This window comes from Cupriavidus sp. C3SS-1, assembly GCF_057073755.1.
Genome location: NZ_CP172700.1, coordinates 730,745 through 754,563, shown reverse-complemented (window position 1 = coordinate 754,563; position 23,819 = coordinate 730,745). Strand labels below are relative to the sequence as shown.

The 23,819-nt window shown below is 61.1% G+C and carries 23 protein-coding genes; 10 read left to right on the top strand and 13 right to left on the bottom strand.

The annotated features are described in order from the left end of the window. The first annotated feature begins 261 nt into the window (after positions 1-261). The 4 genes from ACIGJC_RS19455 to ACIGJC_RS19440 all read left to right on the top strand — a co-directional run bounded on the left by ACIGJC_RS19455 (position 262) and on the right by ACIGJC_RS19440 (position 4,109). Entirely contained in the window at positions 262-1,644 is a 1,383-nt protein-coding gene (locus tag ACIGJC_RS19455; RefSeq protein ID WP_483713757.1) for an MFS transporter, read from the top strand. Between the two features lie 16 nt (positions 1,645-1,660). Beyond that, on the top strand, positions 1,661-2,605 hold the full coding sequence (locus ACIGJC_RS19450; RefSeq protein ID WP_483713756.1) for a ketopantoate reductase family protein: 945 nt from the start codon (positions 1,661-1,663) through the stop codon (positions 2,603-2,605). Positions 2,606-2,625: 20 nt separating this feature from the next. Beyond that, positions 2,626-2,799, top strand: coding sequence for a hypothetical protein (locus tag ACIGJC_RS19445; RefSeq protein WP_483713754.1), 174 nt, complete (start codon positions 2,626-2,628; stop codon positions 2,797-2,799). 164 nt (positions 2,800-2,963) lie between these two features. Continuing rightward, a complete protein-coding gene (locus ACIGJC_RS19440) occupies positions 2,964-4,109 on the top strand; it encodes an alpha-hydroxy-acid oxidizing protein (protein WP_483714478.1) in 1,146 nt (381 codons plus the stop codon). A 313-nt stretch (positions 4,110-4,422) separates the two neighbouring features. On the opposite strand, the gene ACIGJC_RS19435 is transcribed toward ACIGJC_RS19440, so the two are convergent. From ACIGJC_RS19435 to ACIGJC_RS19420, 4 genes are all read right to left on the bottom strand, one after another. Beyond that, complete coding sequence (locus tag ACIGJC_RS19435) at positions 4,423-5,613, bottom strand: M24 family metallopeptidase (RefSeq protein ID WP_483713752.1); 1,191 nt, start codon at positions 5,611-5,613, stop codon at positions 4,423-4,425. A gap of 8 nt (positions 5,614-5,621) precedes the next feature. After that, positions 5,622-6,584: a Bug family tripartite tricarboxylate transporter substrate binding protein gene (locus ACIGJC_RS19430; RefSeq protein ID WP_483713751.1), complete on the bottom strand. Its 963-nt coding sequence runs from the start codon at positions 6,582-6,584 to the stop codon at positions 5,622-5,624. A gap of 260 nt (positions 6,585-6,844) precedes the next feature. After that, complete coding sequence (locus ACIGJC_RS19425) at positions 6,845-7,456, bottom strand: TetR family transcriptional regulator (protein WP_483713750.1); 612 nt, start codon at positions 7,454-7,456, stop codon at positions 6,845-6,847. A gap of 278 nt (positions 7,457-7,734) precedes the next feature. Continuing rightward, a complete protein-coding gene (locus tag ACIGJC_RS19420; protein ID WP_483713749.1) occupies positions 7,735-8,661 on the bottom strand; it encodes a LysR substrate-binding domain-containing protein in 927 nt (308 codons plus the stop codon). 221 nt (positions 8,662-8,882) lie between these two features. Between ACIGJC_RS19420 and ACIGJC_RS19415 the strand changes: the two genes are divergently transcribed. Genes ACIGJC_RS19415 through ACIGJC_RS19395 form a run of 5 tightly spaced genes read left to right on the top strand, consistent with a single transcriptional unit; the run spans position 8,883 to position 13,182 of the window. Next, on the top strand, positions 8,883-9,779 hold the full coding sequence (locus tag ACIGJC_RS19415; RefSeq protein WP_483713748.1) for a transporter substrate-binding domain-containing protein: 897 nt from the start codon (positions 8,883-8,885) through the stop codon (positions 9,777-9,779). 14 nt (positions 9,780-9,793) lie between these two features. Further along, positions 9,794-10,534, top strand: coding sequence for an amino acid ABC transporter permease (locus tag ACIGJC_RS19410; protein WP_483713746.1), 741 nt, complete (start codon positions 9,794-9,796; stop codon positions 10,532-10,534). Continuing rightward, on the top strand, positions 10,531-11,220 hold the full coding sequence (locus ACIGJC_RS19405; protein WP_483713744.1) for an amino acid ABC transporter permease: 690 nt from the start codon (positions 10,531-10,533) through the stop codon (positions 11,218-11,220). The genes ACIGJC_RS19410 and ACIGJC_RS19405 overlap by 4 nt, the downstream gene beginning before the upstream one ends. Before the next feature lie 12 nt (positions 11,221-11,232). Continuing rightward, the gene (locus ACIGJC_RS19400; RefSeq protein ID WP_483713742.1) at positions 11,233-11,964 is read left to right on the top strand and encodes an amino acid ABC transporter ATP-binding protein; all 732 of its coding nucleotides are present in this window, start codon (positions 11,233-11,235) and stop codon (positions 11,962-11,964) included. A 45-nt stretch (positions 11,965-12,009) separates the two neighbouring features. Beyond that, positions 12,010-13,182, top strand: coding sequence for a trans-sulfuration enzyme family protein (locus ACIGJC_RS19395; protein ID WP_483713741.1), 1,173 nt, complete (start codon positions 12,010-12,012; stop codon positions 13,180-13,182). Positions 13,183-13,525: 343 nt separating this feature from the next. Here ACIGJC_RS19395 and ACIGJC_RS19390 read toward each other — a convergent pair whose 3' ends face one another. From ACIGJC_RS19390 to ACIGJC_RS19370, 5 genes are read right to left on the bottom strand one after another with little or no spacing between them, the layout of a single operon-like run. Then, positions 13,526-14,344: an enoyl-CoA hydratase gene (locus ACIGJC_RS19390; RefSeq protein WP_483713740.1), complete on the bottom strand. Its 819-nt coding sequence runs from the start codon at positions 14,342-14,344 to the stop codon at positions 13,526-13,528. A 24-nt stretch (positions 14,345-14,368) separates the two neighbouring features. Continuing rightward, positions 14,369-15,784 (bottom strand): aldehyde dehydrogenase family protein, encoded by a 1,416-nt coding sequence (locus ACIGJC_RS19385; RefSeq protein WP_483713739.1) that lies wholly within the window; start codon positions 15,782-15,784, stop codon positions 14,369-14,371. After that, positions 15,781-16,551, bottom strand: a complete 771-nt coding sequence (locus ACIGJC_RS19380; RefSeq protein WP_483713737.1) for an enoyl-CoA hydratase/isomerase family protein — start codon at positions 16,549-16,551, stop codon at positions 15,781-15,783. The genes ACIGJC_RS19385 and ACIGJC_RS19380 overlap by 4 nt, the downstream gene beginning before the upstream one ends. A gap of 2 nt (positions 16,552-16,553) precedes the next feature. Beyond that, positions 16,554-18,656, bottom strand: a complete 2,103-nt coding sequence (locus tag ACIGJC_RS19375; protein ID WP_483713735.1) for an acetate--CoA ligase family protein — start codon at positions 18,654-18,656, stop codon at positions 16,554-16,556. Further along, positions 18,649-19,653 carry a Bug family tripartite tricarboxylate transporter substrate binding protein gene (locus ACIGJC_RS19370; RefSeq protein WP_483713733.1) on the bottom strand — a complete coding sequence of 335 codons (1,005 nt, stop codon included), beginning with the start codon at positions 19,651-19,653 and terminating at the stop codon, positions 18,649-18,651. Before ACIGJC_RS19370 ends, ACIGJC_RS19375 begins: the two co-directional genes overlap by 8 nt. 126 nt (positions 19,654-19,779) lie before the next feature. On the opposite strand from ACIGJC_RS19370, the gene ACIGJC_RS19365 reads away from it, so the two are divergent. Beyond that, a complete protein-coding gene (locus ACIGJC_RS19365) occupies positions 19,780-20,688 on the top strand; it encodes a LysR family transcriptional regulator (RefSeq protein WP_483713732.1) in 909 nt (302 codons plus the stop codon). A gap of 184 nt (positions 20,689-20,872) precedes the next feature. Here ACIGJC_RS19365 and ACIGJC_RS19360 read toward each other — a convergent pair whose 3' ends face one another. Genes ACIGJC_RS19360 through ACIGJC_RS19345 form a run of 4 tightly spaced genes read right to left on the bottom strand, consistent with a single transcriptional unit; the run spans position 20,873 to position 23,813 of the window. Continuing rightward, positions 20,873-22,294 carry an aldehyde dehydrogenase family protein gene (locus tag ACIGJC_RS19360; protein ID WP_483713730.1) on the bottom strand — a complete coding sequence of 474 codons (1,422 nt, stop codon included), beginning with the start codon at positions 22,292-22,294 and terminating at the stop codon, positions 20,873-20,875. A gap of 42 nt (positions 22,295-22,336) precedes the next feature. Further along, on the bottom strand, positions 22,337-22,777 hold the full coding sequence (locus ACIGJC_RS19355) for a c-type cytochrome (protein WP_483713729.1): 441 nt from the start codon (positions 22,775-22,777) through the stop codon (positions 22,337-22,339). 23 nt (positions 22,778-22,800) lie between these two features. Further along, on the bottom strand, positions 22,801-23,289 hold the full coding sequence (locus tag ACIGJC_RS19350) for a c-type cytochrome (protein WP_483713728.1): 489 nt from the start codon (positions 23,287-23,289) through the stop codon (positions 22,801-22,803). Continuing rightward, positions 23,286-23,813, bottom strand: a complete 528-nt coding sequence (locus ACIGJC_RS19345) for a methylamine dehydrogenase light chain (protein WP_220631701.1) — start codon at positions 23,811-23,813, stop codon at positions 23,286-23,288. Before ACIGJC_RS19345 ends, ACIGJC_RS19350 begins: the two co-directional genes overlap by 4 nt. Between the last annotated feature and the right edge of the window lie 6 nt (positions 23,814-23,819).

Below are 23,819 nucleotides of genomic sequence, written 5' to 3'. Positions count from 1 at the left end.
GTCAGACCGCCCGGAAAGAGGCGATGGCTGTCAGAAAGCTATGTGGTGAGGAATGCCGTTTTCTCAATAAAGCAGTTTTCCGGCAGGCGTATAGGTTGGACCCTGCTACTACTACTACCAGGGCGCGCAGACGCCAGAGCGCTCAATCAGGAGACAAGACATGATCGATCGAACCCCGTCAGCCGTTGGCGCGCAAGCATTTCGAGCGCGCAACCAATGCCAGCGCATGCTGCCCACGACCTGCAACCTGGGAGTATGCGCATGAGCTCCCAAGCGGTTCCCTTCAGGGGCAATGCCGATATCGGTCGCCTGCTCGACGACGGCGCCTATACGACCATGCAAAAGTTTGTGGTCTTCCTGGCGGCCCTGTCCATTGTGATGGACGGCTTTGACGGCCAACTCATCGGCTTCGCGATTCCATTGATGATCAAGGAGTGGAACATCACGCGAAGCGCCTTCGCCCCAGCGGTCGCCGCTGGCCTCATTGGCATGGGAATCGGCAGCGCCTGTGCAGGCCTGTTCGCGGACCGATTCGGCCGTCGGATGGCGGTTATCTCCAGCGTCTTTGTCTTCGGCGCAGCGACCTGCGCCATTGGCCTCGCGCCCGATGTCCTGACGGTGGCTGCGCTGAGGTTTGTCGCCGGCCTGGGCATAGGTGGCGCACTGCCGAGTTCGACCACGGTTACGGCTGAGTTCACGCCGGCTCGTCGCAGGACACTCGCCGTCACGGCCACGATCGTCTGCGTACCGCTCGGCGGCATGCTGGCGGGCCTCTTTGCCGGTGAAATCCTGCCGACATTCGGCTGGCGTGGACTGTTCTTTATCGGTGGAACCTTTCCAATTGCGCTGGCTACCATTCTTCTGTTCACGTTGCCAGAGACACCTCGATTCCTTGCACGCCATCCGGCACGCTGGGAGGAGTTGGGCAAGCTGCTAGGGCGTATGGGCCATCCGATGGCTGCCAATGCAACGTACACCGACGCCGCGGAACAGGTCGTGGAAAAGCGGGCCGGATTTGGCGCGCTGTTCTCAAACGGTCTCGCGCGCGACACGCTGGCAACCTGGGCTGCGTTCTTCCTGTGTCTTACCGCCGTCTACAGCGCCTTTAGCTGGCTGCCGACAATGCTGGCATCAGAAGGATTGTCGATGGCCGTCGCTGGCTCGGGGTTGACCGCCTACAACCTCGGAGGCGTAATTGGCGCATTGGTCTGCGCTGTTGCAATAACGCGATTCGGGTCACGTTGGCCCTTGGTGCTGTGCTGCGCCGGAGCAGCCGCCAGTGCATTCGCGATGCAGACCCTGAATGTCGGGCAGGACACGAATCTGTTGATCTTCGGCTTCGGTGTGCATGGCATGTTCGTCAATGCAGTGCAGTCCACCATGTACGCGCTGTGCGCGTTCATGTACCCCACCAGCGTCAGAGCGACCGGCACCGCGTCCGCGCTGGCCTTCGGACGACTGGGTGCGATTCTCAGTGCTTTCGCAGGGGCCGTTGTCATTACGGCCGGTGGTGCGATGGCTTATCTCGCACTACTTGGCACCGCGATGGTCTTTGCGATGCTCGCGCTCCTTGTCGTCAGGCATCACATCCCCAAGCGTGACGGGCTGGTAACGCCGCGTTCCACGGCGGCAATCACTAGCTGAAAATCTGAGGGCAACCATGAAAATTACCATCGTCGGCGCTGGCGCCATGGGCTCAATGTTTGGCGGCTTGCTAGCTGAGTGCGGCAATGATGTCACTTTGATCGACATCAACGATGCACACATCGGCGCCATCCGATCGGATGGCTTGCGATTGGTCACGGACAACGGGGATCGGCGTGTGAAGACGCTGAAGATCTGCCGACCTGAGGAAGCTCGGGAGCTACCCGAATTGCTGGTGATCTTTACCAAGACCCTGCACACTGGCGCCGCGCTCCAAGGCGTCAGGCACCTGATGGGTCCGGAAGTTCATGTGCTTTCCCTGCAGAACGGGCTAGGCAACGTCGAGAAGATCAGCGAGTTCGCCTCGACAGAGCGCATCCTCATCGGCGTCACCACCTGGCCGGCCGACATGGTCGCGCCTGGCCACGTGCACTCGCACGGCAAAGGTATCGTTAGACTCATGACCGCTGACGGCAACGTCAGACCGATCGTCTCCGCAGTCTCCGAGACGCTTTCGGCCGCCGGTCTCCAATGCAGTCCGGATGCCACCGTATGGGCTGCGATTTGGGAGAAGGTTGCGTTCAACGCCGCGCTTAACAGCATCTGCGCCGTAACTGGGTGCACAGTCGATCAACTCGGCACTACGCCTGAAGGTAGCCGGCTCGCAGAGCAAATCGTCGTTGAAGTCCTGTCGGTCGCACAGAGGCTCGGTATCGAAGTGAATCCAGTCAAGTGCAAAGCCAATGTCGCAGGCGCCATTGCCGAGCACAAGGGGCACAAGCCATCGATGTTGCAGGACGTTCAGGCCGGACGCCGCACCGAGATCGAAGCGATCAATGGAGCAGCGGTCGCCACGGCCGAGAGCTTAAACATGAAGCTGCCCACAACCGAGACGCTGCTGTCGCTCATGCGCCTCGTCGAGGCGCGGGTAATTGCCTGGCATCAGCCGTCTCACTCTTGAACGCATCAGGAACGGCGGGCATGCTGAACTACGCGTTCTCTAAGCGCGCGGACGTATATGTGGAGGTCGACTACACCAATCTGAAAGGGACGTGGACCGCATTGAACAGCTCGCCTACCTTCAATAACAGCGGTAACACGTTCGGCAAAGGGACGCGGCTGGGGGCGATGCTGGGGATGAGGCACAAGTTCTAATCCAAGCAATGGCCAGCGGCTTAGGTTCGGCTACTCCACCAAGTCATTGATCCCACGAGTATGACGTCGTCGAGATTCGCTATCCGCGGAATAATCACATGAGCAATCCTCAGGACGGACGTAATGCGTTTCCGGCTTTCAGTTCAATCACGCAAGACGCAATCATGACAAGAGCATTTCCCGGTTTCTTCTCCGTCGGTGACTATCGTTCTGAGGCTAGGCGTCGGTTACCAAGGATGGTATTTGACTATCTGGAAGGCGGAGCGGACGACGAGTCAGGCCTCAGGCACAATCGTGCTGCCTTTGATAGATGGGAATTGCGTCCCCGGCGTCTTATTGATGTGAGCAAGCGGGAGCAGTCTACCGAGCTTCTGGGAAGACAAATCTCCTCGCCGCTTGTGATAGCGCCGACAGGCCTTAATAGTGCGTTCTGGCCCAAGGGAGACCTTGCGCTTGCACGCGCTGCGAGCAAGGCCGGGATTCCGTTCGCACTCTCTACCGCGTCGAATATGTCCATCGAAGAGATATCAAAGGGAGCGGACGGAGACTTGTGGTTTCAGTTATACGTGGTACATCGGAATCTGGCGACCAGCTTGGTCAGCCGAGCCCGAGCGGCTAACTATTCGACGTTGATCCTAACCACGGACGTTGCGGTGAATGGGTTTCGGGAGCGTGATCTGCGAAACGGGTTCGCTATGCCATTCAAGATCACTGCACGAGGAGCTCTCGATGGCATTTCACATCCCCGTTGGCTCTGGTCCTACCTAACGAATGGCATGCCGCAGTTGAAGAACTTAGCGACCGACGACGCGTCTGATACCGCGTCGCAGGCTGCGGTGCTGCGGCGGGAAATGGACGCGAGCTTTGGTTGGGACGACCTCCGTCGTTTGCGCGACGACTGGCCTGGAAAACTGCTCGTCAAAGGCATCCTGACGGCTGAGGATGCCGAACGATGCGTGGAAATCGGCGTCGACGGTATCATAGTCTCAAATCATGGCGGACGACAGCTTGCAGAGCTTCCTGCACCGATTGACTCGTTGCCGAGCATTTCTGATCGGACTCCGACCACCAACCTCATTCTGGACAGTGGCATTCGAAGAGGGGGCGATGTGGTAAAGGCGGTCGCATTGGGTGCCAAGGCCGTCATGCTCGGACGCGCCACCTTGTACGGGCTCTCCGCGAAAGGCGAGACTGGTGTATCTGACGTCGTCGCAATGATCAAAGAAGAAATCGACCGGACGCTCGCCCTAGTCGGGTGCAGTTCGATAATGGAAGTCAATAGGAGCTGTGTCGCTCGGCGGCCCGTGTAGCGAGGGGGTACGCGGGCACATCGACCTGATATTTCCCGCGCGTAATCGTCCCACACTGTCCATGACATCGGGCATTACCAGATGGCGGATTTGTTATGAATAAGATTCGACACTCTCACGGTTGCAGACGTTTGAGGCAGCCGCACCGAAAGTCGGCAACGGCCGACGATGCGCCCGCGACAAAGCGAGTGAGTGGCCGTAGCGCTCCGTAAACCGACGCTCGGCGTACCAAAGGTGGAACGGCGGCAGCGGGTTGACAACCGCCGATCCCGGCGTCAAATTTCGCTTGCTAGATCACAGCCAATTCTGAAACTTACGCGACCGTGGCATACGACAACGTCTTCGGTGTCCGGACGATAACCTCAGGCTCTTCGCCAACAATGACCGTGTCATCGAGCCTGAAGCCGCCGAGGCCATACACGTACAACCCTGGCTCGGACGAATAGACTTCTCCTGCCAGCAGGGCACGGGTATTGAATGCCATGTCCTCCGGATACTCGTGCAGCATCAGGCCAACCGCATGGCCCGTTCTGTGGAAAATGAATTCACCACACCCCGCTGCTTCGATCACGGCCTGAGCGGCGGCGTCCATATCGCAGACGCGCCGGCCGACCACAGCAGCAGCGACAGCGGCATCCGTCGCCTGTGCTGCCACGCGGTAGAACTTCGCCTGCTCGTCGGATGGCTGACCACAGAACCAGGTGCGTTCGTTTTCGACATAGAGCCCATTCAGCCTGGGCAACACAAGATTGACGATCGTGTCGCCCTTGGCAATGCGTGCCCCGCAGGATGCACCGTCGCCATGCGGGGATGCCGACGCCGCGCCAGTCAGGGTCCAGCACTTCAGAATTTCGAAATCCTCGCCGGGAAATCGCGTGGCCGCTTCTTCGACCATGAGCGCCGCCATGGCGTGATCCAGCTCCTGAACCAGACGGCCGGGACGGATGTTCTCCCTGTACCTGTCCTGCACCCAGTCGGTAAGGCCGGCCAAGGCGCGCATGTTCTGCAGTTCCTCGTCGTGCTTGACCCACCGCAGGCTCCGCATTTCGGCAAGGGCCGGGCGCAATGTCAACTCAGGAAGATGGCGCTGTGCCCCGGCAAGTATCGGATGATTGACGTCCACGGCGATGCGTGACATGCCCAGTCCCTTCTGGCTCAGCAACGCAGCGACCACCTCCGGCAGTTGCGATGGCAGCGCAAGACGGTTGGCCACGCGTGGATGCTCGGCGTAGTAAGTCACATCCGAGAGCCATACCGTGCCCTTCTTTGCCGCGAACCGCATGTGGTTGGTGGAGAGCTCGTTCATCACGGCAAACGTCTCGCCATTGCGCGGCACGACAACAAACACAGGCCGCTCCCAGGGCCACACATCAAGCTGGAAGTTCGTGGCGTACTGGAAGAAGTCAGGCATGCCGAAAACCAGGGCATCAACGCGCAGGCGATCCATCAGGCGCTGCATCGCCGACAGGCGGGATTCGTGTACAGCTTTCGTGAGATGAGGCATGGCGTGACCTAGAGAGAGATGTTGAGGCGGCGAATGATTGGCCTCCACGCGTCGGCGTCGCGCTTCATATAGCGGCCGACTTCCGAGGGCGGCCCCTTGATGGCGTCGAGAAACTGGAAGCCCAGCTTCTCCTTGAATTGCGGATCGTCCAGAATGTGGTTGATATCCGTGTTGATCTTCTGGATCACATCTGGCGGCGTGCCGGTCCGCGCCACGATCGCGTACCAGCCTGGCACCTCCACGTCGTAGCCCAGCTCCTTGAAGGTCGGCACCGTCGGCAGCGCAGCCAGCCGCTTTTCACCGGTCACTGCCAGTGGCAGCAGTTTCTTGCCGGCGATGAATGGCTGCACACCGGCCACCACGTTCATCATCACGGGCGTTTGCCCATTCATCAGACTGGTCGATCCTCCGGTCCCGTTGAACGGCACGTGCTGCATCTGGATTCCGGTGCGCTCCGCAACCAGTTCCATCGCCAGGTGCGTGGAGTTGCCGATGCCACCCGACGCGAAGCTGATCTCTCCCGGACGCGCCTTGGCCATGCGCACAAATTCCTGGAACGTCTGTACCTGCAGTGATGGCGAGGCGACAAAGACGAACGGCGAGTTGGCAAGCATGGCCACGCCGGTCAGATCCTTGGTCGGCGAGTACGGCAGCTTCGGATAGAGGAACGGATTGAAGCTCAGGTTGGAAACGCCGGCAAAGAACAGCGTGTAGCCGTCGGCCGGCTGCCCCAGCACGTACGAGATAGCCAGCGTGCCATTGGCACCAGGCTTGTTCTCGACGACAACGGGCTGCTTCCACGCCTGCCCGAGCTTCTCGGCCAATGCCCGGGCCAGTACGTCGTTGCCTGTCCCGCCCGCCTGCGGCACCACCAGCCGGATTGGTTTCGCTGGGAAGCCCTGCGCGCAGGCCGTAGCCGACAGCGCCAGCGAAGCCACCGCCGCTGCAGTCCATCCCCAAATTCGTTGCACGTTCATATCCCACCTGATTCATCTTTTCGTCGGCACCCAAAGCGACGATCGTGATGAATGTACCATGTGGTACACGCTACGGCGAAATTGGGGTTTACGCGAAAGCGCGGAAGCAGCGCGGCGCGGGAAAGGTGATGAGAAGCGCAACCAGAGCGGCGGCGCTACGCTTGATGGAGGGGTGTTCCGAGGACTATCCGCCGGCAAGCAGCCGGCGCCTCGATGATGACGATGGCGTTCTCGGCGGCATGGCCGCCTGCGGGCTATTTTTTCTGCTGCGGCCTGCGGGGTGCGCTCATCTTGCTCGCGAAATATTTGAGCGCAGCCGTTGTTCCCTCGCGATCGCCGGTCGTGATCAGGTCGAGCAGCAAGCCGCGAATTGTCGCGACTTCGACACGTGCAAAGAGTCGCGCCTCGTCCGCGCCGATGTCCATAGCATGCTGCAAGCGCTCGGCAATGACGGCAGTCCAACTGCCGATGACATCATCAAGGAAGCCGCTGAAGCGCGCGCGATCCCGGATGGCTCTGCCGTAGATCTCGAACAGCAACTGCATGATCGGCAGGTAGTTCGACGCCGAATAGCGGTCCCATGCTGCAACCATGGTCGCCTCTGCGTCCAACCCTTCGACATGCAGCATTTCGCGCGCTTGCTGTTCGGCATGTCGCACACGGAATAGCAACGCCTGCCAAAAGCCGTCGGCAGAGCCAAAGTAGTAGATGAGCATCCGGTGGCTGGTACCCAGGGCATCCGCCACGCTTCGCAACGACAGATCGCCAAGGCCGTTCTCGAGGACGTGGGCAGTTGCCGCATCCAGCAATTGAAGTGCCTGCTCGCTGGTCGAGCGGTCAGTCGGCGAGGCTTTGGTTCTTGGCATCCTTCGCTTCGATATCGGGAAAAGGCTAGAGAGGCCAGAATGTACCATGCAGTACACGGACGACGGCTATTACTCCTGCGGGCGGCAGCCGGCCATTATCTGTCGCTTGACCTGCCGCGTTGAGCGGCGCAGATGGAAGGGATAACGGTCGATGGCGTCTCTATGCCGCCGATTCCCTTGGCCGAATGCCCGGAAGTCGACCCGCGTCGCGGCTTCCCTGTCTGCCCACCGCTGCGACGTTCATCATGCGCAACCCCGAAACCGACACCCCCCGCCTATTAGATGTTCTTCAAGTACGCTTGGACGGCCTTTTCCTCGTCCGAAAGCTGCGTCCGGAGTGCTGCCAAAAACTCCCGTGCGGTTGTCGATAGCAAGCGACCAGCGGGAACGGCCTGGATGCAAATAACCATCGCGTCGACTGAGAGTTTGCGAAACGCCAGCCCCCTCTTACTGTATTCGAGGGCCGTAATGGGATTTACCACTCCGATGCCCAGGCCCGCGAGTGTCAACTCACAAACATTGAACGCGTATGGCGCATGAACGGCAATGTTCAATCGAACGCCATGTTCTGTGAGTTTCTCCTCAAGTCGCCTGCGCGAGGAATCTTCGGGATTCATCGCGAGGAAAGGAACTTCTGCAAGCTGTTGAGGCGTAATCACTCGGTGCCGGGCCAGCGGATGAGCCTCCGGCATAACGACGACACCCGCCTGTTCCGCGAACACCGTGCACTCGAGGCCCTCAGTGGTCACTTCATCCGCAAAAAAACCGACGTCAAACTGCCCAGCCGCGACCCGCTCACGCACGTCGCGGGAACTGAGAATTTGCAACGATACGTTCGGCCATTGACCCGTAGACTTTCCTTCCCTCATTCGTCCCAGAGCGCGTGGCACGAGGCCTGAGCCGAAGGCCGGATTACACGCAATCTGGAGAGCGCCAACCCCGAACTCCCGTAGCGTTTTGATGCGGTGCTCGATCGCGCTGAGACCCACATACATCCGGTCGACATCTGGCACTAGTGCGAGGGCCTCCGGCGTCGGCTGCAATCGTCCCCTCAGCCGCTGAAAAAGCGCAAATCCGGCTTCGGCTTCGAGCCGCTTGATGGCTTTGCTGACCGCCGGCTGTGACAGACCCAGCAGACTCGCCGCCTTGCGGGCAGATCCCGCTTGGAGAATTGCTCGGAACGTTTCAATCTCAGTGACGCGCATGGTGGGGGCAATCGCGTGGTGGAAGCAAAACCTATAACGAAACTTTACCATCCGATAACTAAGGGATGCTACTGCCGCGGGCCCCGACCGACAAAATTGCCCTCACCCGCGGTTGCGCTGTAGGTGGCCGGTTGAGCATGCATCAACCCGACACCCTGGATGCTCACGCGGGACCCGGCCAACGGAATTACCCCACCATCAAATGGTACTGGAGACAAAAAATGTCGAAACAAATCACTGCAATGTTCGTTTCAGCCGTCACCGTGCTTTTGGCCGCACCAACAATGGCACAACCCACCGGCACACTCGCAAAAATCCGCGATACGGGCACGATTACCATTGGCACGCGCGCTGCGTCGATTCCATTTAACTATCTGGACGACAACAACAAGCAAACGGGCTTTTCGTGGGATATCGAACAGCGCGTCGTCGAACGTGTAAAAAAAGAACTGAATCTTCCTAATCTCCAGGTTAAAACTATGGAGGTTACGCCGCAAACGCGAATCCCCCTGGTCGCTAATCAAACGGTGGATCTGGAATGCAGCTCAACCACTAATAATCTAGAGCGACAGAGGCAAGTATCCTTCTCCAATAATTTTTTCATCATTGGCCTTCGATTGCTAGTTAAGAAGGATTCCGGCATCAACGACTGGAATGACGTAGCAGGCAAGACCCTCGCCGTAAGTGCCGGCACCACCGGAGACCGCATCGTCCGCCAGTTGAACGAACAGCATAAGTGGAACGCTAACATTGTTCTTACCAAGGACATAAATGAAACGTTTCTCGTCCTCGAGAGCGGTCGGGTAAAAGCCGTTGTGCAAGACGACATCATCAGCCATTCGGTTGTCGCGGGCTCACGGGAACCAAAAAAATGGGCAGTTGTCGGGACACCCGCGATCCGGGAAGCCTATGCATGCATGCTCCGCAAGGATGACACACAGTTCAAGAACCTCGTGGACGACGTCATTACGAAGATGTCAAAGAGCGGAGAGATGGAAGGAAATTTTGAGAAATACTTCCAGAATAAAATTTCCGTCAAAGGTGGTATGACCGTCGGTTTCCCTCTTAACGACGATTTGCGCGAACTGTTCCGCCACCCCAATGACAAGGCCCTCTGAATTGGGAATTAGTCATGAACTACAATTGGGATTTATCGATATTCTTCCATCCGTCTGTCACTGGTGAGGGCACATACGGCCATATGTTACTCGTTGGTTTAGGGTGGACAGTGCTACTCTCGCTATCTTCCTGGGTTATAGCTCTCGGCTTGGGAACATTGGCTGGCATCGCACGCACCGTTCCCAACAAATCCATACGTCTTCTATCATTAATTTACGTACACGTCTTTAGAAACACACCGCTTCTTGTTCAGTTATTTATTTTTTACTTTGTTATTCCGGAGCTTCTGCCAGAAAAATGGGGCGAAGCGATCAAGAACCTTGATCCGACGACGAATCAGTTTCTCACGATCCTTGTTTGCTTGACGCTATACACGGCCGCAAAGGCAGCCGAGGTGATCCGCAGTGGTATCGAATCCATTCCTAGTGGCCAAGCGAAGGCCGCAAAAGCCCTTGGAATGAGGTCCGTCGCGGTATACCGCTATGTCATTCTTCCTCAAGCCTTCCGTATTGTGATACCCCCGCTGACATCCGATTTTATGAACGTCATCAAGAATTCCGCGGTCGCTCTGACGATTGGACTGATGGAATTGACCGGACAGACTAGACAAATCAGCGAATTCAGCGCACAGCCTTTCGAAGCTTTTGCTGCGGCGACCCTCATATACATGGGACTCGCATACCTGGTCGTCCACTTGATGAACTGGCTAGAGCGGCGATCCGATAAGTCCGTCGCGTTGGGGGTAGTAGCGTGAACTATTCATTCGACTGGAATTCCATTGCCCGTGCGTGGCCAGTGTTGGTTGATGGAATGTACACCACGCTTCTCATGACTGTGGTCGCAATGGTGCTCGGCGTAGTCATCGGCACTCTACTGGCCATCGGAAAGACATACGGTGGACATACATTGCGGCGGGTCGTCGAGGCTTACGTCAACCTTTTCCGCTCGATTCCTCTCATTCTGACTATTTTCTGGTTCTATTTTCTTGCGCCACCTATTGCGCGCGTCGTCACGGGCGATCCGAACCTTTCCGTGAGTGCCGTCTTTTCGGCATTGATGGCGTTTGTCCTCGCAGAGTCTGCCTATTATTGCGAAATCGTGAGAGCCGGGATTGGTAGCGTTCGACGCGGGCAAATGCAGGCGGCGTTGGCAATGGGCATGTCACGTTCTCAGGCGCTGCGGCTCGTTGTCTTGCCCCAGGCATTTAGAAACATGACACCGTCGTTAATCAATCAGACGATCGCCTTGGTAAAAGACACCTCGCTGGTCTATGTCATCAGTCTGAATGACTTTCTGGGCGCTGCAACAAAAATTGCGCAGCGAGATGGGTGCCTGGTCGAGATGTACTTATTTGTTGCAGTCGTTTATCTTGCGATTTGCTCGCTGGGAGTCGGTGCAGTCTCGATTTTTAAGAGCCGGCAGAAAGTGTTGTCATATTGATGGCTAGTTGAAATGATCGAACTCAATAGTGTTTCGAAGTGGTATGGCAGCACGAAGGTCCTTGCCGAATGCAGCCTGTCTGTCAGTCGCGGCGAGGTAGTGGTCATCTGCGGACCGTCTGGCTCGGGAAAGTCGACGATGATTCGTACCATTAATGGCCTCGAGCTATTTCAAAGTGGTGATATCACGGTGGACGGCATGTCTCTTCGACACAGCAAAACGAAGCTGCCGGAGGTGAGGAGCCGCGTTGGCATGGTGTTTCAACACTTCGAGCTCTTTCCGCACCTGACTGTCGCCGAGAATCTAACACTGTGCCAGGTCAAAGTGCTAAAACGCGACATGACCCTGGCTCGGTCGAAGGCGCGGTCCTTGCTGGATCGCGTCGGCATGCTGGCGCATCAGCACAAATATCCTGGTCAACTCTCCGGAGGTCAGCAACAACGTGTGGCCATTGCGCGCGCTCTGTGCATGGATCCAGTCGTGATGCTGTTCGACGAACCGACATCCGCGCTCGATCCTGAGATGGTGAACGAGGTGCTTGACGTCATGGCCGGTCTCGCAGCCGAAGGCATGACCATGCTCTGCGTGACACATGAGATGAACTTCGCACGTCGCGTGGGCGATCGCGTTGTGTTTATGGACGCCGGCAGAATTGTCGATGACCTCCCAGTTAGCGATTTCTTTGGCGAGAGCGAACGCAAATCGGCACGGGCAAAGACCTTCCTGTCGCAGGTTTCCGTCTAAATCACGTTGCGCAACCTGCGTTGTATACAAAAAAAAGGAACTCAAGTGAAAAATACTACTGTCTTCCCGACTGATATGCATCACCGCCTCGAGGAAATGCCGGAGTTCATGGGGTTTTCCGTGCCGATTCATCGGGCTTCAACGCTTAAATTCAAAACCGTCGAAGACTTTACAAATCGCCGTAGTCGTTTGTTTGATGGCTTTAGCTATGGCTTGTACGGTACCCCCACAGTTCGATACCTGGAAGAAGAAATTGCCAAGCTGGAGGGAGGTCGATATTGCCTGACGACGCCCTCTGGTTTGTCGGCTGTCAACCTTCCGATGTTGGCATTGCTGCAGAGCGGCGACCACATTTTGGTCGCGCAGAATGCCTACGGTTCGACGCGAGAGTTTTGTAAGGATTTCCTCAATCGCATGAGTATCGCTCATACGATCATTCCCGCCGATGCCTCTTCGGTTCAACCGTGGATCACGCCGGCGACTCGCCTGGTCATTCTCGAGTCCCCCGGCTCCTACACAATGGAAGTTCAGGACATGGGGCAGATTGCGCAGGAAGCGCATGCTCACGGAGCGTTAGTCGCGATCGACAATGCTTGGGGGCTCGGCCTGACTCGCCCATTCGAGTATGGAATCGACATTGTCTGCAACGCCCTCTCGAAGTATGCAGGGGGGCATTCCGACGTCTGCATGGGTTCCGTGACAGTCCAAGACCGCGAGTTGTATGAGCGTCTGAAAACGGCCTCCTTCATGCTGGGCGAAGGCGTCTCGTCTGATGACGCGTCGTTGGTGTTAAGGGGCCTTCAGACGTTCGACGTACGGGTCGCGGAGCACGAACGAAGAGCCCTCCTAGTTGCGGAGTGGTTTATGGAGCAATCCAGCGTAGCACGGGTGATTTGCCCGCAACATCCCGCCGACGAAAACCATGGGCGATTCGCCCGCTATTTCAGCCAAGGCAACGGCCTGCTGAGCGTCGTCCTCGACGAAGCGATCCCCGACGAGCGAGTTATCGAAATGGTCGAAGAGTTTAAGATGTTCAAAATCGGGGCAAGTTGGGGAGGTACTCATAGTCTCGTCGCGCCGGTCCGCGGCACCATGTTCCCATGGCTGCCCCAGCACGAACAGCGGTCTTGGATCCTGCGGTTCCACATCGGGCTGGAACCGTTTGATGGCCTGCTCCATGACCTCGAGGATGGTTTTGTAACCCTGCGCGCGAAGTAAGGGCTTGAGGCGACGCCGCTGCTAACAGAACTTCAAGTCTTTTGCGCAGCGGCTACTCAAATACCCCGACGTACCCTTTTGACGTTTCGTCGGCGGCCTGCATGCCTCTCCTCCCGTACCCTTCGAAATGTAACGCCTCAGCATTTGCAGGCACGCCCACCAACAGCGATGGTGAAGGGTGCACCCCTGTTGGGCTGCCGCATTAACCGGATGGCCCGACCGGGCACAGAAGCGGTCACTCGTAATTACCTCTTGAGCGGCAGCCTGGTCAGAGACGGTCGAGCTTCGAGGTCAGCAATCATGCACTGAAGCAGGGTCTTGCGCCGGTGGGACCGATTGCCGGTCACCGACCAGAAAATTCGGCAGGTCTGCGCTCGAGGAAATGCGCAACCCCTTCCGCAAAATCCTCGCTCTGGATGCTTTCGAACATTTCGGCATTGGCGACTTGCGTGGCTTCGGCCAATGACTGGAACGGCTGCTCCCACAGCTGCCGTTTCATCACGCGAATAGATCGGGGTGAAACGTTCTCGGCCAGGTCGTCGGCATAATCGAGCGTGATCGCCATGAGGGCGTCCGCATCCACCAGGCGGTCGACCAGGCCGATCCGCAGCGCCTCGTCAGCCAGCACCTTGCGCGCCGAGTACAACAGGTCGGCCGCATGGCCAGGGCCGACCACGCGCGGCAGCAGCCAGGAGATGCCGTGCTCGGCAATCAAGCCTCGACGCGCGAACGCGGTACTGAATGCTGCGTCGGCACTGGCGAAGCGCATGTCGCTGTAGAGTGCGAATACCAGCCCCAGCCCCGCTGCCGCTCCATTGATTGCCGCGATCACGGGCTTGCGCATGGCCGGAAAGTAGCCATAGCGCGTCTGGTAATCGGCGCGCCGGTTCATGTCGAACGGGCGCATCCACTGGGCGGCGCGGATATCGCCCGGCGGCAGCACTTCGAGCTCGTTGATGTCCATGCCGGCGCAGAAGCCCTTGCCTGCCCCGGTCAGCACCACCACGCGCACGTTGTCGTCGCGATCGATGGAATCCATGGCGTCGCGCAGTTCGCCCTCCATGACCTTGGTCAGCGCATTGAGCCTGTCCGGCCGGTTCATGGTGACCACGGCGATTCGCTCGCTTTTTCCGGCGCGAGCAACGGTAATCTGACTGTACATTTTGCGATTCCTTTCGATGTCGTACTAAGGGAGCTGAACGGATCTCGGTTCCAGGAACTCCTCCAGCCCATACACGCCGCCTTCCCGCCCAATACCGGACATACCGAAGCCGCCGAACGGTGCCGCGGGATTGAACCGGGCGCCGTTGACCTCCACCTGCCCTGCCCGCAGCGCGTTGGCAACCACCTCGCCGGCACCGTCATCGGCAGCCCAGACACTTGCTGCCAGCCCATAGCGCGTGCTGTTGGCCAAGGTGATCGCCTCGTCGACGCTGTCGTAACACAGCACCGCCAGCACCGGTCCGAAGACCTCCTCGTTCGCCAGCCGGCTGTCGGGTGCGACGTTGCCGTAGATGGTCGGCGCAACGAAATAGCCGGTTGCTGGCACCGGCGCATCGGCACCGCCGGCAATCCGATCAAAGCCTGCCTGCTCCGCTTCGGCGATATGCGCCTGCACGCGTTGACGCTGCTGCGCCGATAGCAAGGGGCCGATCCGGGTTTCGCCATCGGCGGGATCGCCGAGCTTCACCGCTGCTGCCGCCTCCGCCAGCAGTTGCCGGCACTGCGGGTAGTCCTCGCGGGGCACGATCAGCCGGGTAGTCGCGCTGCAAGTCTGCCCCGAGTTGAGGAAACATGAGTTGACAGTCGCCTTGACCGCCCTGGCGAGATCCGCGCCCGGCAGCACGACGGACGCGGACTTCCCGCCCAGTTCCATCGACACACGCTTCATGTCGCCGGCCGCTTGCGCGGCGACCTTGCGGCCGACAGCCGTGGAGCCGGTGAACGACACCATCTGGATGTCGGGATGCGATACCAGCGCCTCGCCGACCGCCGCGCCGCCCAACACGAGATTGAGGACGCCCGGCGGCAGCTTCGTCTGCTCGCACGCGGCCATCATCCGTTCGGTCACGGCCGGGGCCAGCTCTGACGGCTTCAGCACCACCGTGCAGCCGGCCAGCAGCGCCGGCGCCACCTTGGCCGTGATCTGATGCAGCGGGTAGTTCCACGGCGTAATAGCGGCTACTGCCCCGACCGGTCCCAGCGTCACGCGGGAATTGCCGATCGTCCGGACGAAGGCGAACGTGTCCGCCAGCGCCGCCGTGGCGCGCCACGCCGCGATTGGTGCATCGACCTGGATCCGACGCGACAGCTTCAGCGGCATGCCGACTTCGCGCGAGATCTCATTCGCCAGCTCCGTCGCGCAGTCTTCCAGCGCGTCGGCCAGCGCGCGCAGATACGGCGCCCGTCCGGCTGCGCCCAGCGCTTGCCAGCCAGGTTGCGCCCGCGCGGCTGCCGCCACGGCTTCGGCCACATCGCCCGCGGTGCCGAGACAGACATCAGCCAACGGGGCTTCGGTCGCCGAATCGTAGACGCGAATTGACTCGCCGGCTCGAATCGGACGACGTGCGCCGTCTATATAATGTTGGGTAAATTGCTTCACTGCGACTCCCTTGTGTTGCGTTTGTCGAGGAACGCAGCCATCACGCGCTGCGGTTCACCGTCGGCATAGCATTCGAGTTGCGCCCGGATTCCGGCGACACAGGCGTCATCAAATCCCGGCTGCGTCATGGCGCGAAAGCGCTGCTTGGACAGGCGCGCGGCGGTCGGCGGCAGCGCCGCGAGCGATCTGGCCTGCGCGAGCGCCTGCGCCATCAGTTCGGTCTCGCCGCATAGTGCCGTCACCAGACCGATATCGAAGGCGCGCTGGCCACTGACCAGATCGCCCGAGAGCGACATCTGCACGTTATGGGTGTGCCCCACGTGCAGCGTCATCAGGTAGGATCCGACGATGCTCGCCAGGCCTGCCTTGACCTCCGGCTGCCCCCAGCGGCTGTCTGCAGTGGCCAGCCGCCAGTCCGCGCACAGCGCAAGCTGGAAACCCGCGCCTGCCGCCACACCCCGCACTGCGGCCACGCAGGGCTTGTCCAGGTCGCGTACGGCCTGGTACATCGCCCGTTGCCGATTCAGCCAGGGCACGAGCTGCTGCCAGGTCACCGTGGCCGCCTCATCAAGATCCTGTCCGGCACAAAACGCCCGCTCGCCGGCACCGGCCAGCACGACGGCGCGCACCGAAGGCTCGGCGTTGAGCTGGCCCAGGGCTTCGATCAACTCGCCGCGCAAGGCGTCATTGACCGCATTCATTCTGGTCGGGCGGTTCAGCGTGACGATGGCAATGTCGTTATCCCGTTTGACGCGTACAGTTTCCATGTTCAATTCCACTTGAGTTCCACCACAGCATCGACCGCCATGACCCCTTCGCCCGCAGCCATCACCATCAGCGGGTTGATATCCACCGATGCCAGCGCAGTACGGTGACACAATGCCCAGTCGCCGAGCGCCACTGCGGACGCTGCCAGCGCGTCGAGATCAAGCGCCGGGATGTCGCGATAGCCGTCGAACAACGGCGCCAGGCGCAGCCTCGCGCAGGCCGCCTTGACATCTTCGGCCGTGAACGGCGCCAGCAGGGTCACGACGTCCTTGCGTAGTTCGAGCAGTGTGCCGCCCTCCCCGATCATCACCAGCGGCCCGAACACATGATCGACCGAGACCCCCAGCGCAAACTCATGACGGCCCTTGACCATCGTCGCCACAATGACCCGTGGCGATTCCACGCCCAGCCGCTGCAGCGTGTCGAGGCAGTCCTGCGCCGCCCGGGCCACGCTGGAGGCATCGGTCAGGCGAAGCTGCACGAGGCCGTGCTCGCTCTTGTGCGGGACGTCCGCCGCACAGCCCTTGACCACCACCGGCACCCCGCCGAGCGCGTCAAACGCCGCTACCGCCGCATCCACGCTGTCACAGAGTCGGTGCGCCACGACGGGTACGCCGGCTTCGGCGAGCAAGGCCAGGCTACGGGCTTCGTCCTGCAAGCCGCTGCCGTTGAGGCGCTGCGCGTCAGGCCAGGTCGACGCCGTCGCCGTCACCGTTGCCGCCGCGGCCAGCCGATGATGCGCGACATACTGCGCAAGCGCTGCAACGGCATCGGCTTCGGTGACAAAGGCCGGCACGCCGTGTCGCACGAAGACCTCGCGGACCGATTGTTGCGTCGCGCTGACCACCAACGGCTTGGCTTGGCCCGCGCTGAAGTCGGCGGCGTCGCGCGCCAGTGCCTCGACGTCGTAGCCGGGACCCGCCACCGGAATGCCAACCATCACCATGTCGGCCTGCGGATCGGCGCCCAGCGCCTGGAGCACGCGCGGGAACATGTCGGCCTTGCCTAGCAGCGCCGCTGTCATGTCGAGCGGATTGCTGGCCGTGCCAAACTCGGGCAGGATCGCGCCCAGTTCGCGCAGCGTTGCCGGCTGGAGTTCGGTCAGCGGCAAATCGTGTCGTTCGGCCAGGTCGGCCGCCATCACACCCACCGCACCGCTATGGCTCATCACGACCGTGCGGCCCTGCCCCGGGGCGCGCTGCTGCAAATACAGCGGCACCGCGCGGACCAGTTCGCCAATGTCACGCGCACGCCAGATGCCGTGACGTGCTAGGAAGGCATCGATCGCGGCATCGTTGCCGACCAGCGCACCGGTATGCGAGGCCGCCGCCTTGGCACCGCGTTGGCTGTTGCCGGCCTTGATCGCCACGATGCTGGCGCCATGCGCTCGGGCCACTTCCGCCGCGCGGGCAAGCTGGGCAGGGTCGGACACCGATTCGAGGTAGACCAGAATCAACCGCACATCGGGGTCCGCCGCCACGGCCGCGGTCATCGCGCAGGCGTCGAGATCGGCGTCGTTGCCCGTCGCCACCAGGTAGCGCACGCCGTAGCCAGCCTGGCGCAGCAATGCATAAGGCATGACGCTCGCCGCGCCACTCTGGCCGATGATCGCGATCGGGCCGTCCTGGGGCGCCACCTCCATGAACATCGTCGAGAAATTGAGCACCGCGCCGCTGGCGAAGTTGGCCGTGCCTTGCGCGTTCGGGCCCACCAGCCGCATGCCGCTGGCATTGGCCACCGCCACCAATTCCTGCTGCCGCTGGCGTCCCGCCTCGCCCGTTTCGGCAAAACCCGACGCCATGATGACTGCAGCCTTGACGCCCGCGGCGCCGCACTTGCGCACCTGGCCAAGCGTGGCTTCGCCGGACACGGCAATCACGACGGCGTCCGGCGCCTTGCCGATCGCATCAAGATCGGGGTACGCACGATAGCCCTGGATGACCTCGCGCGCCGGGTTGACCGGAAACACCTCGCCCGCATAGCCGAAGGTGCGCATGTAGTGAATCGGTCGTCCGCCCACCTTGTTGGGGTTGTCCGAGGCGCCGATGACGGCCACCGATGCCGGCGAGAACAGCGCGTCGAAGGTTGCAGTGGTCTCAGTCAAGGGTCGCTCCCGATGCCTTGACCACCGGCGACCACTTGCCCGCGTCATGCTGGATCAGTTTCGAGAACTCGGCCGGCGTTCCCGGCAGCGGCCGGGCGCCCAATGCGGCGAGCTGTTTCTGCACGTCTGCCTGCGCCAGCACGGCCTGTAGTTCGCTGTTCAGGCGGCGGATCACATCCGGCGTGGTGCCCTTCGGCGCCGACAGGCCGAACCAGATCGTCACGTCGAAGCCAGGCAGGCCAGCCTCGGCAATCGTCGGCACCTTGGGCAGAGCTTCAGAACGGGTCACGCCGGTCACGCCTAGCGCCTTGACCTTGCCCGCGTTGATGTACTGCCCTTGGCTCGATACGGTGTCGAACATCATCGAGATGCGTCCGCCAAGCAAGTCAGTGAACGCCGCGGCCGAGCCCTTGTACGGCACATGGACGATATCGATGCCGGCCATCGACTTGAACAGTTCACCGGACAGATGGTTGGAGCTGCCGTTGCCGGCCGAGCCGAACGTCAGCGTGCCCGGCTTCTGCTTTGCCAGCGCGATCAGTTCCTTGATGTTGCCGACCGGCAGGTTGTTCGGCACCACCAGCACGTTGACAGTGGATGCCACCGAGCCTACGGCATCGAACGACTTGAGGGGGTCCACCTTCAGCGATCGGTAGAGCCACGGGTTGATGGCCATGGTACCGGTGGTGGAAAAGAAGAGCGTATAGCCGTCGGGGGCTGCCTGCGCAGCGGCCTCGGTGGCGATGGTGCCGCCGGCGCCGCCGCGGTTGTCGACCAACACAGGCTGTCCAAGCTGCTGCGACATGTGCTGGCCGATCAGTCGCGCCATCGCGTCAGTGGGTCCTCCGGCGGGAAACGGCACGACCAGGCGGATCGGTTTGGCGGGATAGCCGGTCGAGGCGGCTGCGGGGGCACTAAAGGCGGCCGGGGTGGCAGCGACGAGCAAGGCGCATAACGGACGCCGGAATGCGCGAAGTGCAGCGGAAAAGCACGGCATGTTGTCTCCAGATATTGCGTAAGCCCTCTCTGAGGGAGGGATGTCCACAGTTTATGGAGTCCTGAGCCAACTCAAAAGAGTATAATCATAGATATCTGATATCCACTTTATGGATGGTGAGCCAGTGTGAATCTGAAACAGCTCGAAACCGTGGCGCTGGTGGCTGAAGTGGGATCGCTGTCACGTGCGGCACGCTCCCTGGGGATAGCCCAGTCACTGGTGAGCCGTGCGATTGCGCAGATCGAGGCGGAATGGGGCGACCGGCTGTTCGAACGAACCGGCCGGGGCGTGGTGCTGTCGGAATTCGGCCAGCGGATCTTCCCGCATGTCCAGTTGCTGCTGGCCCAGTCGGCACGGCTGCGCGATGAGGTCAAGGACGCGGCGGGCGTCCCGTTCGGACAGGTGAGGATCGGCGTGCTGCCGTCAATGGCGCCGCGCCTGATACCGGCGCTGTTCGAGAATCTGCGCGCCTCGGCGCCCGGTGTCCGGCTGCGCGTGGCCGAAGGCTTCAGCGGACAACTCGACGAGGAACTGGAATCGGGCCATCTGGACCTGGCGGTCATCAACCGCTATGGTCCCGGGCCCCGCCAGGGAGAAGACGTGCTTGCTGAGGTCGCCACTTACCTGATCTGCGCGCCCGGCCATCCGCTCGCCGGGGTACCGACGGTGCCGTTCCGCAAGCTCGACGGCGTTCCGCTTGTCCTGCCACCGGCCCCCAACGGGCTGCGATCGATTCTCGACCAGCACGCGCGTCAGCTCGGCATCTCGCTGGATGTGGCGCTGGAAGTCGAATCGTTGAATACGATGAAGGAGGTTGCGCTTTCGGGGGGCGCTTTGACAATACTTCCAATGCTTGCTGTGGACCACGAAGTTGCCACTGGGCATTTGTCCGCCGTCGAGATTGTCGAGCCACGCTTACCACGGACCATTGCCATGGGCATCACGCGACATCACCCATTGTCCCGGGCGGCACGACTCGTTCTTTCTCGACTTCATGACTTGGTGCCTGAAGTTGCAAGGAACACGAGTGCCTAGTTGGAGCCCAATCAAGGTGTCTTACACAGCTGAGTTCGGGGAGGATCGGCTGCCGGCGGGAAGTGAGCGAAGGCGTCTCGAAAAGATCGTGTGCATGGTCATTGATCAATGGCAGAGCGTTCTAGGCCGGATCGGAGCGGCGCCTCAATCCTGAGCTCGTGTCTACGAGAGCCGCCGCCCCGGGTCAGGCCATGATGGCCTTGGTCTCCAGGTACTCGCCAATCCCTTCGGGGCCGAATTCCCGGCCATTTCCGGACTGCTTGTACCCGCCGAAGGGAAGGCTCAGGTCCATGGGCGCCCCATTGATGCGTACGGAGCCCACACGCAGCCGGGTGGCCACCCGACGGGCCCGCTCGACATCCGCCGAAGCGACATACCCGGCCAACCCGTAGGGGGAGTCGTTAGCGATAGCGACCGCATCGTCATCCCCATCATGGGGGATCAGCACCAGCACGGGCCCGAAGATCTCCTCCTGTGCAATCGCCATGTCATTGCGAACGCCGGCAAAGACCGTCGGCCTGGCGAAGTAGCCTTGCTCCAGACCCTGCGGGCGACCCACGCCTCCCGCCACGACGCGCGCGCCCTCTTCCACGCCAAGGTGGATCAGGCCTTGAACTCTTTCGTACTGTGCATGGCTCGACAGAGGCCCCATGCTGACAGCGGTGTCCCCGGGATCGCCCACGGTCACCGCGTCAGCCGTGGCCGCGGCTATCCGGACTGCCTGGTCATATCGCTCTCTTGGCACCAGCATGCGCGTTGGCGCGACACAGGTCTGACCGCTGTTTCCCATGCACTGCAGCACACCATGGCGTACCGCAGTTTCCAGATCCGCGTCATCGAGGATCAGCAATGCCGACTTGCCGCCAAGCTCCTGCGCCACCCGCTTCACGGTAGACGCCGCATTGACCGCCACCTGGATGCCGGCGCGCGTTGATCCGGTGATCGATACCACGTCGACGTCACGATGCGAAGACAAGGCCGCGCCCACCGTCTCGCCGTCGCCGTAGATCATGTTGAAGACGCCGGCCGGGGTGCCAGCATCGTGCATGACCTCGGCAAAGATACGCGCATCAAGCGGGGCGATCTCGGAAGGCTTGAGCACGACCGTGCAGCCGGCGGCAATGGCAGGGGCCACCTTTGCCGCGATCTGGTTAAGCGGCCAGTTCCAGGGCGTGATGAGTACTGCCACACCGATGGCTTCGCGTCGCACCAGATTCCTGCCTCTGGCCGACTCGAACTCGAAGCTTCGCAGGGCCGCCAGGGTCGCCTTCAGTTGCTCGAGCCCCAATGTCGCCTGTACGTTCCTCGCCAGCGTGATGGGCGCACCAATCTCCATGCGCACCGCCTGTGCGATGTCCTCAAGTCTCGCCTGGTAGCAGGCAATAATTCGTTCAAGCAGCGCGATACGCTCGTCGCGGGTCGATTCCGACCAGCCGCGAAAAGCCCCGCGCGCGGCGGCCACCGCACGGTCCGCGTCGCCGGCAGTACCCATCGCCAGCCTGCCGATCACCGATTCGGTCGCAGGGTTGACGATATCCGCCTGTGTGAAGCCTGGTGCCGGCTCCACCCACGTCCCGCCAATGTAGAAAGTATCGATCGTCTCCATGATTTGCTCCTGATTTGGTGCGGCGACTGCTGTGGTGGTGTGTCAGTAGTCGAACTTCATCGGTACGCCCTGGCCGCGAAGCTCTTCGATCACGGCGTGGCGCACTGTCGCCACGTCGGCATACGCCGGGCGGCGCAGGGCAGCCACTTCCGAGCCTGTGTAGGGTCTGAAATCCGCCGGCAACTGGTTGGCGCCAAAGCGCGCGAGCATGAGATTGGTCACCGCAGCGAGCTCATCGTCCGTCAGCGCGGAGTTCGACGCGCCTGGCACGCGGACGATGAATTGCCGACCGGCACTGCTATGCACGAACAGGCCGATGGCACCCCGAAGCGGCGGGATATTGCCCGGCACGCCTTCACCAGCGGCGCCGTGGCAGCCCATGCAATTCAGCACATAGTTCCGGTAGGCGACCGCCTCGTCCGCCGGCTGCCCCCATGCGCTCGTGGCCAGCGACACGGCCGCGAGCGCCATCCACGCAGTCAATGGCCGCCATGCCGGAAAAAGCCTCACAGCCCAGCATCCTTGAGCACCTGCTCGCGCAGGTGCCTGACTTCGGTCGGCGTGAGGTTCTGCGCCCGGCGCGCCTTGACCTCGTCAGCGCTGATTGGCTGGCTGCCGGCCGCCTTCCCGCCGGAGAGGTCAAGCGCGATATAGCTCAACACCCCGGCCAGTTCTTCGTCCGACATCGTGCGGAAGCTGGGCATGCTCCCGTTGTACTGCTTGCCGCCGTTCTGGATGGCACCCAGGAGGCCATACAGGACAATGTTCGCCAGCAGTGCCCGGCCGCCCTCGGTGCTCGCATAGCGGGCCGGATAGACGCTCAGCGCCGGCGCCAGGCCATCCTGGCCCTGCCCATTTGCCTGGTGGCAGACCGCGCAGTTCTTCGCAAAGATGGTCTTGCCCGCATCGAGCTCCTGCGCCCGCGCGCCTGCCGATACGCCCAGCGCGATCACCAGGGACAGACTGGCCTTGATGTACTTCGTCGTGGTCCTCATTGCTCCTGGACTCCCAGCAGGACGGAAACCGAGCAGACGTACGTGGACGGCTGGCTCGCCATGCACCAGTTGATGTCGTTGTTGAGCGACATCTTGTACATCGGGCGCTCCCGCTCGTTCCGGTTGCACATGCAGTGGCCACACGAGGTACTGCCGCAGCAGTCGTTGTACGAGACGATGTAGTTCCGTCCGTCGTGCGGATTCAGGCAGGTGCCGATCCACGTGATGGGCGAGGTGGATGTGCCGGGCGGGCAGGTGCTGGAGCTTCCGCCACAGCAGGCGCACAGAAAGCCGTCGATGGCGCAGTGCTTCCAGTATTCGCAACTGGTCTCGTCATCGATGCCTGCTGGCAGCTTGGGCGCGGCTGCCGGGCCGGCCGCGTAGGCGAGGCGGTCCACCGGCAGCAGCGGCATGGCCGCCGCGCCCACGAGGAGTCGCCCCATCCGGCCGAGCGCGCTGCGGCGGCCATTGCGCTGGGCGACGCTGCGTGCGGAACGCTCAAAGAGTCCGTCGATCCATTTCATGTTTCT